11 protein-coding genes and 1 rRNA gene are annotated in these 12,765 nt (G+C 70.1%); 10 read left to right on the top strand and 2 right to left on the bottom strand.

Annotated elements, in window-relative coordinates:
• Nucleotides 1-2: 2 nt before the first annotated feature.
• Nucleotides 3-119: ribosomal RNA gene (gene rrf / locus ACTOWY_RS38435) — 5S ribosomal RNA — on the top strand.
• Between the two features lie 262 nt (nt 120-381).
• Nucleotides 382-1,953: a diguanylate cyclase domain-containing protein gene (locus tag ACTOWY_RS38430; RefSeq protein ID WP_441314509.1), complete on the top strand. Its 1,572-nt coding sequence runs from the start codon at nt 382-384 to the stop codon at nt 1,951-1,953.
• A gap of 89 nt (nt 1,954-2,042) precedes the next feature.
• On the opposite strand, the gene ACTOWY_RS38425 is transcribed toward ACTOWY_RS38430, so the two are convergent.
• On the bottom strand, nt 2,043-2,582 hold the full coding sequence (locus ACTOWY_RS38425; RefSeq protein ID WP_441314508.1) for a hypothetical protein: 540 nt from the start codon (nt 2,580-2,582) through the stop codon (nt 2,043-2,045).
• 137 nt (nt 2,583-2,719) lie between these two features.
• Here ACTOWY_RS38425 and ACTOWY_RS38420 point away from each other — a divergent pair, with 137 nt between their 5' ends.
• From ACTOWY_RS38420 to ACTOWY_RS38390, 7 genes are read left to right on the top strand one after another with little or no spacing between them, the layout of a single operon-like run.
• A complete protein-coding gene (locus ACTOWY_RS38420; protein ID WP_441314507.1) occupies nt 2,720-4,225 on the top strand; it encodes an ABC transporter substrate-binding protein in 1,506 nt (501 codons plus the stop codon).
• A gap of 8 nt (nt 4,226-4,233) precedes the next feature.
• The gene (locus ACTOWY_RS38415) at nt 4,234-5,181 is read left to right on the top strand and encodes an ABC transporter permease (protein ID WP_441314512.1); all 948 of its coding nucleotides are present in this window, start codon (nt 4,234-4,236) and stop codon (nt 5,179-5,181) included.
• On the top strand, nt 5,178-6,005 hold the full coding sequence (locus ACTOWY_RS38410; protein ID WP_441314506.1) for an ABC transporter permease: 828 nt from the start codon (nt 5,178-5,180) through the stop codon (nt 6,003-6,005). Before ACTOWY_RS38415 ends, ACTOWY_RS38410 begins: the two co-directional genes overlap by 4 nt.
• Nucleotides 6,002-6,826, top strand: a complete 825-nt coding sequence (locus ACTOWY_RS38405; RefSeq protein ID WP_441314505.1) for an ABC transporter ATP-binding protein — start codon at nt 6,002-6,004, stop codon at nt 6,824-6,826. Before ACTOWY_RS38410 ends, ACTOWY_RS38405 begins: the two co-directional genes overlap by 4 nt.
• Nucleotides 6,819-7,628, top strand: a complete 810-nt coding sequence (locus tag ACTOWY_RS38400; protein WP_441314504.1) for an ATP-binding cassette domain-containing protein — start codon at nt 6,819-6,821, stop codon at nt 7,626-7,628. The genes ACTOWY_RS38405 and ACTOWY_RS38400 overlap by 8 nt, the downstream gene beginning before the upstream one ends.
• 26 nt (nt 7,629-7,654) lie before the next feature.
• Nucleotides 7,655-8,428: an SDR family NAD(P)-dependent oxidoreductase gene (locus tag ACTOWY_RS38395; protein WP_441314503.1), complete on the top strand. Its 774-nt coding sequence runs from the start codon at nt 7,655-7,657 to the stop codon at nt 8,426-8,428.
• 14 nt (nt 8,429-8,442) lie between these two features.
• Nucleotides 8,443-9,831 carry an amidase gene (locus tag ACTOWY_RS38390; protein ID WP_441314502.1) on the top strand — a complete coding sequence of 463 codons (1,389 nt, stop codon included), beginning with the start codon at nt 8,443-8,445 and terminating at the stop codon, nt 9,829-9,831.
• Here the strand turns inward: ACTOWY_RS38390 and ACTOWY_RS38385 are convergent.
• Nucleotides 9,828-11,162 (bottom strand): salicylate synthase, encoded by a 1,335-nt coding sequence (locus ACTOWY_RS38385; RefSeq protein WP_441314501.1) that lies wholly within the window; start codon nt 11,160-11,162, stop codon nt 9,828-9,830. The genes ACTOWY_RS38390 and ACTOWY_RS38385 overlap by 4 nt on opposite strands.
• Nucleotides 11,163-11,360: 198 nt before the next feature.
• Here ACTOWY_RS38385 and ACTOWY_RS38380 point away from each other — a divergent pair, with 198 nt between their 5' ends.
• Nucleotides 11,361-12,704: a lysine N(6)-hydroxylase/L-ornithine N(5)-oxygenase family protein gene (locus ACTOWY_RS38380; RefSeq protein WP_441314500.1), complete on the top strand. Its 1,344-nt coding sequence runs from the start codon at nt 11,361-11,363 to the stop codon at nt 12,702-12,704.
• Nucleotides 12,705-12,765 lie beyond the last annotated feature (61 nt).

Here is a 12,765-nt window from a genome sequence, read left to right as displayed (position 1 = left end):
GTTTCGGTGGTTATGGCGGAGGGGAAACGCCCGGTCCCATTCCGAACCCGGAAGCTAAGTCCTCCAGCGCCGATGGTACTGCATGCGTGAGCGTGTGGGAGAGTAGGACGCCGCCGAACTAAATTTGAGAAGGCTTCCGGCCTCGTGGGTTCGCCCCGGGGCCGGAAGCTTTTTCGCATTTGGGCCTTGCTTGTGCCCTTTAGTGCATTGAATTCATTGACCGAAAAACGCAGAGTGCATGTTGCACATTGCCGGTCAGGGGTGCCGTTGTCACCCGATCAGGTCGACAGTTCTGGCGGCTATTACTACAGTGGTCCGGTCCCTGCATATCCGCCGCTTTAGTCGACAGCGGGAGCAATGGCCGCGCGAACGTTCCGTGTGTTGACCACGACGACCCTGGCCGGGTTGTCGTTGCTGGTGGTCGTCACCAGTTCGGGGATCTTGTCCCCCTGGGCGTCGATGATCACGGACAAGGCGTTTCAGCTGGTAGCGGCCTTGTTCGCGGTGTTCGGGTACTCCTGGACCGCCCGCGGTCGCACCGGGGTCGGCCGGCGGTGGCGGAACTGGATGGCCGCGGCGAGCATCGGACTGGCCTTCGGGCTGGCGGCGCTGACCGTGGGCTCGGTGGTCGGGATGACCCGGACAATCGCGATTGTGGCCTCGGCCGCCTTTGTGATGGCGCCATTGCTGTCCATGGCCGGGGTGGTCGAACTGGCCCGCGGTGAGCATTCCGAGGTGGCCGCGCCGGTGACGAAGCGGCGCTACGGCGGCGCGATGCTGCTGGTGGACGCGCTGATCATCCTCGGCTCGCTGTCCTTCCTGTTCTGGGTGGCCTCGGCCATCCCCAGCGGGGCGCCCCGCTCCTGGTTCAGCAGCGGTCCCGGCATGATCACCCTGCTGGTGCACCCGGCCGCCTACGTGGTGCTGCTCGGCGTGGTCGCCACCCTGTCCCGGGTCCGGCAGACCGCGCGGCAGCTGCCGGTGGTCTTCCTCAGCGTGGCCTTCGCCTGCCAGTCCGCCTCCGGCTGGCTGTTCGCCTACCTGATCTCCAAGGGCACCGGGCACGTGCCGCCGATCGCGGACGTCGGGTTCATGGCGGGCACCCTGATCTTCGCGCTGGCGCCGTGGGCGCCGGTGGAGCGCGGGCCTGCCGGGCGGGACCCTGGCAGGCTGCAGGCCGGGGACTACCTGCACCTGGTGGTGCCGTACGTGCCGCTGGTGATCACCGGCGTGTTCATCGCGATCGGCACCGCGCTGGGCATCCAACTGGGGATCTGGCAGGTCTACCTGGGACTGTTCTGCGTCGGCCTGATCATGGTCCGCCAGCTGCTGACCTCCACGGACAACATGCAGCTGCTCAAGCGCCTGCAGGACAGCCAGCGGCAACTCGAATACCAGGCCTACCACGACTCGCTCACCGGGCTGGCCAACCGGGTCGTCTTCCGGGAACGGCTGAGCGGGGCGATCCGCAGCCGGATCGACGAGCACCGGCCGCTGATGCTGCTGTTCATCGACGTGGACGACTTCAAGGCCGTCAATGACAGGTTCGGACATGCCGCAGGGGACGCGGTATTGCGCGCGGTCGGCGAACGGCTGCGTGGTTGCGTGATCGCCACCGACACGGTGGCGCGACTGGGCGGGGACGAGTTCGGCGTGCTGCTCGATGGCACCGAGCATCCGCCGGAAGAGGTCGGCGAGCGGGTGCTGTCCGCGTTGCAGGTGCCGTACGCGATCGCCGGGCAGCAACACGTGGCCAGGGCGAGCATCGGCGTGGTGTGCCTGACCGTGTTCGAGCACGACCTGACCGCGGACAAGCTGCTCGGCCTGGCCGACGCCGCGATGTACTCGGCCAAGCGCCGCGGCAAGGGCAGGCTCATCGTGCACGGCACCGGCGTCGAGGTCACCGCGGCCGCCCCGCCCCGCACGCCGAGTTGGCCCAAGTCGCACGCCTAGTTTGCCCAACCGGGCGTCCCACTTGGCCCAACTCGGCGTCCCAGTTTGCCCAACTGGGCGTGCGGGTTTGGCCAAGTGGGTGGGGCGGGTCAGCAGCCTCCGAGGTTGACGCGGAAGGGCTCCAGCAGGCCGATCGGGGCTGACTCGCCTGGCTGGTGCAGCTCGACCGTTCGCTGTGATCGGAATGGTTCGCTGACCGGGGGGAAGGTCCGGGCGCGGCCGACCAGTTGCAACGGGGTCGAGGTCCGCAGGTGCAGGGGCCGTCCGGAACCGGGGGAACGTTCGATGTCCACCGCGCAGTGCAGGACCAGCGCGCTCACTCCCGGAGCCTCGGTGCCGCCGGTGTCCACCAGGCTGGTGGGGGCCGAGTCCGGTTCGGTCCGGGTGATGGTCACCTTGCCGAGGTGCGGGTGATCGGCCAGCAGGTGGAAGCCCAGGACGCGGAGCCGGCTGCGGCCATCGACGGAGGCTTCGGCGCGCAGGCGCAGACCGCCGGAGAAGAACAGCAGGACCGGGCGGAGGCCGAGTTGCAGGCCGACCCGGGGTGCGAAGGCCAGTAGCGGCACCTCGGTGCCGGGCTTCGGCGGTGTGGACCGCCGGGCGAGCTGTACTGGTGCGTTGCCCTCCACGTTCGAACCTCCCTACCCCAGTACTGACAACGCGTTCTCTGCGCAAGCTAACCCGGGATGACACACACCACCGGACTCAGTGCGGATTTGCACCCGTTGGGGCGGCCAACGGTCGGTGAAAGCCGTAGTGTGCCGACATGCGACGATCATCCAGCGGACTGCGCGCGGTCGCGTCGCTTCTCGTCCTCAGCGTCGTTTTCGCCGGATGTTCAGCGGGTGAGTTGGCCACCGCACCGGCTGATCCGAACACCGTGAGCATCGGTTTCACCGCTGAGCCGCAGAACTTCGACTTCACCAGGACCGACGGGGCCGCCATCCCACAGGTGTTGCTCGGCAACGTCTACGAGGGTCTGGTGAAGCGGGACGAGGGGGGCCGGATCGCGCCGGGACTGGCCGAATCGTGGACGGTGAGTCCCGATCGGACGGTCTACGACTTCCGACTGAGGCCGAATGTCCGCTTCGCGAACGGGGCGCCGTTCAGCGCCGAGGACGTGAAGTTCAGCCTGGAGCGGGTGCGCACCGACTGGGCGGTCTCCCTCAAGTCCACAATGGACGTTCTACGCCAGGTCGACGTGCTCTCCCCGCTGCACGCCAGGGTGGTGCTGAACCGGCCGAGCAACGGCTGGCTGTTCGCCATGACCGGGCGGGTGGGCGCGATGTTCACCCCGACCGGCGTCAACGAGCTGGGCACCCGGCCGGTGGGCACCGGACCGTATGAGGTGTTCTCCCGGACCAGGGGCGATTCCATCGTGCTGCGGGCCCGTGACGGCTACTGGGGATCACGACCGACCTACACCACCGTGCAGCTGAAGTACTTCCGCGATCCGACCGCGCTGAACAACGCGCTGCTGAGCAACGGCATCGACGTGATCTCCACCGTCGGCGCGCCGGACTCGATCCCGCAGTTCACCCAGGACCGCCGGTTCACCGTGCTGGAGGGCACCACCAACGGCGAGGTGGTGCTGTCCTTCAACAACCGCCGGGCGCCGCTGTCGGATGTGCGGGTGCGCCGGGCGCTGACCCACGCCATCGACCGGGCCGCGTTGCTGCGATTGGCCTGGGCCGGGCGAGGGGTGCTGATCGGCAGCATGGTCCCGCCGACCGACCCGTGGTTCGAGGACCTCACCGGCGTCACGCCCTACGATCCGGACCAGGCCAGGAAACTGCTGCGCGAGGCCGGGGTGAGTGGGCTGAACCTGACCCTGCGCATCCCGAACCTGCCGTACGCGATCTCCTCGGCCCAGGTGATCAAGTCCTACCTGGACAAGGTCGGCGTGTCCGTGGGCATCGAGCCGGTGGACTTTCCCTCGGTGTGGCTCAAACAGGTGTTCACCGAGCACGACTTCGACCTGTCCATCGTGCAGCACGTCGAGGCCCGCGACATCGACAGCTTCGGCAACCCGAACTACTACTGGGGCTATGACAACCCGGCCGTGCGCACCCAGCTGGACCGGGCCGACCAGGTCGATCCGGACACCCAGAACCGGCTGATGCGCGAGGTCGCCCGGACCATCGCCAGGGACGCGGCTGCCTGCTGGCTGTTCGTCTTCCCCAACCTGGTGGTGGCCCGGACCAAGGTGAGCGGCCTGCCGCGCAACGAGATCGGGGAGTCCTTCGAGTTCGCCCGGCTGGGCAGGCAGTGACCGCGGCGATGCTGCCGCGACTGGCCCGGCGTACGGCGATCCTGCTGGTCAGCACACTGATCGCGTCGGTGGTGGTGTTCGCCTTCCTCGCCGTGCTGCCCGGTGACCCGGCCCAGGTGGCGCTGGGCCTGAGTGCCTCGCCCGAGCTGGTCGAACAGACCCGGCGCGAGTTCGGCACCGACCGGCCGCCGCTCACCCAGTACCTGGACTGGCTCGGCGGGTTCGTCACCGGCGAGTTCGGCCGCTCCTACGTGACCAGGGAACCGATCGGCCCGCAGCTGCTGGACCGGCTCGGCGTGACCGGGTGGCTGGTCGGGGCCGGGATGCTGGTGGCGCTGCTGATCGCGGTGCCAGCCGGGGTGTACGCGGCGGTGGCGCGGCGGCGGGCAGGCGGGGTCGCGGTGTCCTGGCTGAGCCAGCTCGGCCTGGCCGTGCCCGGGTTCATCGCCGGCGTCCTGCTGGTGCAGTTGTTCGCGGTGCGCTGGCAGCTGCTGCCCGCCGGGGGCTGGACACCGCCGGTGCGGGATCCACTGGAATTCCTGCGCGGATTGGCGCTGCCCGCGCTGGCCCTGGGCCTGGTGCAGGGCGCGGTGCTGACCAGGTACGTGCGCTCCGCGGTGCTGGATGTGTCCACAGAGGACTATCTGCGGACGGCGCGGGCGAAGGGGCACACCAGGTTCAGCGCGCTGCTGCGGCATGGGCTGCGCAACGCCGCCGGACCGGTGCTCACCGTGCTCGGCCTCCAGCTCAGCACGCTGCTGATCGGCGCGGTGGTGGTGGAGCGGGTGTTCGTGCTGCCAGGACTGGGCAGCCTGCTGCTGGACGGGGTCGCGGCCAGGGACCTGCTGGTGGTGCAGACCGTGGTGATGGTGCTGGTGTGCGCGGTGCTGCTGGTCAACTTCGCGGTGGACGTGCTGCACACGGTGCTCAACCCTCGGCTGCGGCAGGCCACGTGAGCGCGCGCGAAGGCCGCTCGGCCAGCCTGTGCGCCGGGACCGTCCTCATTGGACTCGTGGGCTGCGCCGCGCTGCTGTCCCTGGTGTGGACCCCGCACGATCCGACCATGGTGGACGCCACGCTGCGGCTGGCCGGGCCGGGGCCGGAGTACTGGCTGGGCACCGACCGGTTCGGCAGGGACATCGTCAGCCAGCTCATGGTCGGCGCGCAGACCACACTGCTCATCGGGCTGGTCTCGGTGGGCGCGGCGGCGCTGCTCGGCACCCCGCTGGGCGTGCTGGCCGCACTCGGGCCGCGCTGGCTGGACGAACTGGTGATGCGGGCCAACGACCTGCTGCTGGCCTTCCCGACCCTGTTGCTGGCCATCATGTTCGGCGCCGTCTTCGGCGCGGACACCGGCACCGCGATGATCGCCATCGGCATCGCCACCGTGCCAGGGTTCGCCCGGATCGCCAGGGCGGCCACCGCGCAGGTGCGCGCCGCCGAGTTCGTGCTGGCCGCGCGGGCCGCCGGGCGCGGGCGGACCGGGATCGCGGTGCGGCACGTGCTGCCCAACATCGGCGGCCTGGTCATCGTGCAGGGCTCGGTGTCCTTCGCGATCGCGGTGCTGGCCGAGGCGGCCCTGTCCTACCTGGGCTTCGGCACCCGGCCGCCGACGCCGAGCTGGGGCCGGATGTTGCAGGAGTCCCAGGAGCTGCTCTCGGTGGAACCGCGACTGGCGGTGGCGCCCGGGATCGCCATCGCGGTGGCGGTGCTGGGGTTCAACCTGCTCGGGGACGGGCTGCGGGACCGGTTCGACCCGAGGCTGGTGGGCCGCGGATGAGCGTGCTGAGGGTGGCGGAGCTGACCGTGTCCACTGTGGACCGTGCACTGGTGCGTGAGGTGTCCTTCGAGGTGGCGCGGGGTGAGCGGGTCGGGCTGATCGGCGAGTCCGGGTCCGGCAAGACGATGACCGCGGCCGCGGTGATGGGGCTGCTGCCCGAGGGAGTGCGGGCCAGCGGGTCGGTTCGACTGTCCGGAGTGGACGGTGACCTGCTCCGGCTGCGCGAGCGGGAACTGGCCAGGGTGCGCGGGCGGCGGCTGGCCATGGTCTTCCAGGAGCCGATGACCGCGCTCAACCCGGCGATGCGGGTGGGCAGGCAGGTCGCCGAGACGATGACCCTGCACCGCACCAGAACCCGCCGGGCGGCCAGGGCGGCCGCGGTGGAGTTGCTGGACCAGGTGCGGCTGCCCGATCCGGCGATCACCGCACGGGCCTACCCGCACGAGCTGTCCGGCGGGCAGCGGCAACGGGTGCTGCTGGCGATGGCCCTGGCCAACGACCCCGAGGTGCTGATCTGCGATGAGCCGACCACCGCGCTGGACGTCACCGTGCAGGCCAAGCTGCTGGCGCTGATCCGCGCGGTCACCGAGGAACGCGGCACCGCGCTACTGTTCATCACCCACGACCTGGCCGTGGTCGCCGACATGTGCGAGCGGGTGCTGGTCATGCACGGCGGCAAGGTGGTGGACTCCGGCCCGCTGCCCGGCCTGTTCACCAGCCCGCGGCACCCCTACACCCAGGGCCTGCTGGCCGCCTCGGACCTGGAGAAACTCGACGAGCACGGCAAACTGCGCACGATCAGCTGGCACGGCGATGACTGAACCCCTCATCCAGGTCCGTGGCCTGCGCCGCACCTACCGGCGGGCGCGCACCTCGCTGCTGCGGCCCGGCGCCGAGATCCCGGCGCTGCGCGAGCTGTCCTTCGATATCGAGGCGGGGCAGCGTTTCGGCGTGGTCGGCGAATCCGGGTCGGGCAAGTCCACGCTGGTGCGGCTGCTGGCCGCGCTGGACAAACCCACCGCGGGCTCGATCCGGTTCCAGGGCAAGGAGATCACCGGGCTGCCCGAGCGGCGGCTGGGTTTCCTGCGCCGGGAACTGCAATTGGTGTTCCAGGACCCGATGGGCTCGCTCAACCCGCGGCTGCGGGTCGGCGACATCATCAGCGAACCCCTGGTGGTGCAACGGATTCCGGGCCGCAAGGAACGAGTGGCGGAGCTGCTGGCCGCGGTCGGCCTGCCGGTGGAGGCCGCCAATGGCTACCCGCACCAGTTCTCCGGCGGGCAGCGGCAGCGGATCTCCCTGGCCCGCGCGCTCGCGCCCAACCCCAGCGTGCTCATCGCCGACGAACCGGTCAGCGCCCTCGACGTCTCGGTGCGGGCGCAGATCCTCAACCTGCTCGACGACCTGGTGCACCGCTACGCGCTGACCCTGGTGCTCGTCTCGCACGACCTCGGCGTGGTGCGGCACGTCTGCGACACCGTGGCCGTGCTGCGCCACGGCGAACTGGTCGAGCTGGGACCGGTGGCGAGGGTCTACGGCGCGCCCCAACAGGACTACACCGCAGGGCTGATCGCGGCCGCGCCGAGCCTGGCGCGATCGCTGGCCCGGTTCGACCCAGAGTGATTCGGCCAGAGTGAGGAGTGTCCACCATGGACTATTCGAGCCTGTTCCGGTTGGACGGCAAGACCGCCGTGGTGCTCGGCGGCGGCAGCGGCATCGGCCGTGAGTCCGCGCGGGCACTGGCCGCGCACGGCGCCAAGGTCGTGTGCGCGGACTACAACCAGGTCACCGCACGGGAAACCGCCGAACTGATCGGCCCGGCCGCCAGCGCGGTCCGGCTCGACGTGCTGGACTCCGACGCGCTGGCCAAAGCGGCGGCCAGTCTCGGCCAGATCGACATCGTGGTGCTCACCGCAGCGGTCAACGTGCGCAAACGGCTGCTGGACTACACCCGCGCCGAATTCGACCGGGTGATCGCGCTGAACCTGACCGCCACCTTCGAGGTGGTGCGGGCCTTCGGCGGGGCCATGGTCGAACGCGGCAGCGGCAGCATCATCGCCTTCTCCTCGATCCGCGCGGTCACCGTGGAACCAGGGCAGGGCGCCTACGCCGCGACCAAGGCGGGCATGGTGCAGTTGCTACGCACCGCGGCCGCGGAGTTCGGGCCCGCCGGGGTGCGGGTGAACGCGATCGCGCCCGGCGTGGTGGAGACCCCGCTGACCCAGCAGATCAAGAACAGTCCCGAGTGGTACCAGGCGTACGCCGACAAGAACGCGCTCGGCCGGTGGGCCAAGCCGCAGGAGCTGGCCGGGGCGGTGGTGTACCTGGCCTCGGACGCGGCCAGCTACGTCACCGGCTCGGTGCTCAGCGTGGACGGCGGCTGGACCGCCGTCGACGGCCGCTTCGACCCGCCGGCGAGCTGAGAGGAAACCCCGGTATGGCAACGGAACTGCCCGACCTGACCGCCGTCGAACTACTGGACGGCTACCGCAGCGGCGACCTGTCCCCGGTGGCGGTGACCGAGGCGGTGCTCGCCCGGATCGGCGCCTGGGAACCCGACCTCCAGGCCCTCTACGCCCCCGATCCGGCCACCGCGCTGGCCCAGGCCAAGGCCGCCGAACAGCGGTGGCGGCGCGGTGAACCACAGGGTGCGCTGGACGGTGTGCCGGTCACTATCAAGGAGAACATCGCCACCGAGGGCGTGCCGGTGCCGCTGGGCACCGCGGCCACCGAACTCGCGCCAGCGCCGGTGGACGCGCCGCCCGCGGCCCGGCTGCGGGAGGCGGGCGCGGTGTTCCTGGCCAAGACCACCATGCCGGACTTCGGCATGCTCACCTCCGGCCTGTCCAGCTTCCACCCGCTCACCCGCAATCCGTGGCGACTCGACCGCAACCCCGGCGGCTCCAGCGCGGGCGCCGCCGCGGCCGCCGCGGCCGGGTACGGGCCACTGCACGTGGGCACCGACATCGGCGGCTCGATCCGGCTGCCCGCCGGACTGTGCGGACTGGTCGGGCACAAGCCGAGTTTCGGGCGGGTGCCGGTGGATCCGCCGTTCCTGGGCCGGGTCGCCGGACCGATCACCCGCACCGTGGCCGACGCGGCGCTGCTCATGTCCGTGCTCGCCCGGCCCGACGACCGCGACTACTGGAGCCTGCCGCCCGAACAGATCCCGTGGCGGCAACTGGACATCGAGGTCAAGGGCCTGCGGATCGGGTTGCAGGAGGAGGCGGGCGCCGGACTGCCGGTCGAACCCGAGGTCCTGGCAGCGGTGCGGGCCGCGGCGGCGACGTTCGAGGCGGCCGGGGCGATCGTCACCCCGGTGCGGTCGTTCCTCACCCAGGAGGTCCTGGACGGGCTCGATCGGTTCTGGCGCACCAGGTTCGCCGCGGACCTGGCCGGGTGGCCGAAGGAACGGATCGCGAAGATCCTGCCCTACATCAGGGACTGGGTGTTTGACGGGTCCGAAGTGGACAGTCTGGCGGTGTACCGCGGTTTCGCCCAGATGGACGTGATGAGCGCGGCGGCCACCAGGGCCTTCCGCGAGTACGACTTCGTGCTCAGCCCGGTCTGCCCGGTGGTCTCCTTCGGCGCCGAACAGGCCTCACCGGTGGACGATCCGGCGAAGCCGTTCGAGCACATCGGGTTCACCGTGCCGTTCAACATGTCCGGCCAGCCCTCGCTGTCCCTCAACGCGGGCTACAGCGCGGACGGGTTGCCGATCGGCGTGCAGATCACCGGCAAGCGCTTCGACGATATCGGGGTGCTGCGGCTGGCCCGCGCGTTCGAGCAGCTGCGACCGGAACAGCGGCCCTGGCCGACGAACTAGTTGCCGCGCACCAGGTGTGGGGCGACGCTGCGGAGTTTCTCGCAGGTCTCCTCCAGCTCGCGGTCCGGATCTGACTGCTCGATGATGCCGGCCCCGGCACGCAGCCAGGTCCGGCCCGCGCGCTGGAACACCGTGCGCAGCACCAGCGCCGCGTCCAGGGTGCCGTCGCTGTCCGCGCGGAACACCGCGCCGCTGTACAGCCCGCGCGGCTCGGACTCGTGCCGGGCGATGGTCTCGTAGGCCGCGCGCTTGGGCACGCCGGTGGAGGTGACCGCGGGGAACAGCGCGGCGAAGGCTCCCCAGGGGCCCTCGCCAGCGGGCAGTTCGCCGGTCACCGTGGAGGCCAGGTGCTGGGCGCTGCCGCGCTTCTTCACCGACATGAACCCGTGCACGTCCACGCTGCCCGGCCGGCACAGCTCGGCCAGCTCGTCGTGCGCGACCTTCACCGAGATCGCGTGCTCGTAGATCTCCTTGCTGTCCCGCAACAGGTCCTGCTCCAGGCGCCGGTCCTCCTCGGCGGAACCGGTCAGCGCCCTGGTCCCGGCCAGCGGCTGGGTGGTGACCCGGCCGTGCGCGTCCACTTCGAGGACCGTCTCCGGGCTGAACCCGGCGGCCCGGATCCCGCCCAGGTCGAGCAGGAAGGAGCGGGCCGGGGTGTTGCGGCGGCGGCCCACCAGGTAGGTGCCCGCCAGGTCCACCGGCTGCTCCACCGGGACAACTCTGGAGAGGATGACCTTCTGCAGGCGGCCCGCCCGGATCTCCTCGATCGCACCGGCCACCGCGGCCCGGTACTGCTCCGCGCCCGCCTCGCCCAGCTCCACCGGCACCGCTTCGTAGGCGGGTTCGGCGACCGGTTCGGCCAGCAGCGCGGCGACCTTGGCCAGCAGCGCCGGATCGGTGCCGGTGACCACCGCGGCGCCCTCGGTCAGCCGGGCCTCCACAGCCGGGATCACGAAGTGCAGCAACGGATCATCGCCCACCTGGTCCAGCAGGCCCGCGTGCGCGTAGGCGAACTCGAACCCGGCCCAGCCGTAGGCGCGCCAGCCGGTGAAGGGGAGTTGGGCGAGCAGTTCGCCAATGCGTTCCAGCGGGGTGCGCTGCCAGGGCAGGGTGCGGCGTAAGTCGCCCGCCACCAAGGTGATCTCGGTGCGGGTGACGGTGATCCGGGCCGCCGCGCCCAGTGCCACCGCGAATTCGCCGGAGCGCTCGTAGAGCACGTGCGTCTCGCTCAGTCCCGCCTCGGTCAGCCGGGTCGCCACGAGCAGCGGATCGGCCACCAGATCGACCGTGAGCTGCCCGTTGTCCTGTCTGGCTGGCGCTTCGAGCGGCACCGGCGTCCTCCACCACTCAAGATCGGACAGTTCTGGTAGGCAACGCTAACTTAGGTTAGGCTAAACACCTAGCCTGGGCGGGGCGACTGTGTCTTGCGCGGCATCTGGGCGTTGTGAACTTGACAGGGGCCCGTCTGATTGTTTCGGTAAGGCTAACCTAAGTTTCCAGTGCCGTGGCTCGGCAGTGAAGGGGCAAGCGTGTCGACTGCGACCGAGGAACGAGATAGTCCGGTCCTGGACTTCGTGGGCATTGGGTTCGGCCCGTCCAACCTCGCGCTGGCCGTGGCGATGGAGGAGCGCAACCAGCAACAGCCGGACCAACGGCAGTTGCGCGGGGTGTTCTTCGAGAAGCAGCCGCGGTTCGGCTGGCATCGCGGGATGCTGATCGAGGACACCACGATGCAGGTCTCCTTCCTCAAGGACCTGGTCACCATGCGCAACCCCACCAGCCCGCACAGCTTCCTGTGCTACCTGCAGGACAAGGGCAGGCTGGCCGACTTCATCAACCACAAGATGCTGTTCCCGACCAGGGTCGAGTTCCACGACTACCTGGAGTGGGTGGCCGGGCGGTTCGAGCACCTGGCCTCCTACGGCAGTGAGGTGGTCGAGCTGCGCCCGGTGCACACCGCCGACGGCGTGATCGACTACTTCGACGTGGTGGTGCGCAAGGACGGCGAGCTGACCGAGCACCGCGCCCGCAACATCGTGCTGGCCGCCGGTCTGCGGCCGAACCTGCCTGCGGACGCCGTGGTCTCCGAACGGGTCTGGCACAACCAGCAGTTGTTGCACCGGCTGGAGGAGCTGCCCGAGTCCGCGGCCAAGCGGTTCATCGTGGTCGGCGCCGGGCAGAGCGCCGCGGAGACCACCGAGTACCTGCACCGGCGCTACGCCGACGCCCAGGTGCACGCGGTGTTCGCCCGCTACGGCTACGCCCCCGCCGATGACAGCGCCTTCGTCAACGGCATCTTCGACCCGGAGGCGGTGGACTACTTCTTCTCCGCCAGCGACGAGGTCAAGCGGATGCTGCTGAACTACCACCGCGGCACCAACTACTCCGCGGTGGACATGGACCTCATCGACCAGCTCTACGCCCGGGTGTACCAGGAGAAGGTCCGGGGTGTGCACCGCATGCACATTCACAAGATCTCCCGGCTGACCGAGGTGCACGCCACGCCGAACGGGGTCCGCGCGGTGCTGCGGTTCCTGCCGAACGGCGAGCTGAGCGTGATCGAGGCCGACGTGCTGGTCTACGCCACCGGCTACCGGCCGGTGGACCCGTTGTCGCTGTTGGGCGAACTCGGCGAGCACTGCCACCGGGACGAGCGCGGCGAACTCCGGGTGGACCGGGACTACCGGGTGTCCACTCAGGACAGTGTGCGGGCCGGGATCTACCTGCAGGGCTCCACCGAGGCCAGCCATGGCATCACCTCGACCCTGCTGTCCAACACGGCGGTGCGGGTCGGGGAGATCCTGGACTCGATCCTGCTGGCCACCGAGCGGCCAGCGGCCGAGCTGGTGCAGGACCAGGCTGTGCCTGCCTGATCTGGCAGTCTGAAACGGAAAACGCCCGTGCGACCCCTCCAGGCGCACGGGCGTTCCTTTT

The sequence above is a fragment of the Crossiella sp. CA198 genome (assembly GCF_052078295.1).
Classification (GTDB): domain Bacteria; phylum Actinomycetota; class Actinomycetes; order Mycobacteriales; family Pseudonocardiaceae; genus Crossiella.
This window is presented reverse-complemented; position numbering and strand designations above follow the sequence as displayed.

Coding starts and splice junctions, on each gene's coding strand:
- ACTOWY_RS38400 (WP_441314504.1), top strand. CDS start 6,819: ATGACTGAACCCCTCATCCAGGTCCGTGGCCTGCGCCGCACCTACCGG.
- ACTOWY_RS38395 (WP_441314503.1), top strand. CDS start 7,655: ATGGACTATTCGAGCCTGTTCCGGTTGGACGGCAAGACCGCCGTGGTG.
- ACTOWY_RS38415 (WP_441314512.1), top strand. CDS start 4,234: ATGCTGCCGCGACTGGCCCGGCGTACGGCGATCCTGCTGGTCAGCACA.
- ACTOWY_RS38390 (WP_441314502.1), top strand. CDS start 8,443: ATGGCAACGGAACTGCCCGACCTGACCGCCGTCGAACTACTGGACGGC.
- ACTOWY_RS38405 (WP_441314505.1), top strand. CDS start 6,002: ATGAGCGTGCTGAGGGTGGCGGAGCTGACCGTGTCCACTGTGGACCGT.
- ACTOWY_RS38420 (WP_441314507.1), top strand. CDS start 2,720: ATGCGACGATCATCCAGCGGACTGCGCGCGGTCGCGTCGCTTCTCGTC.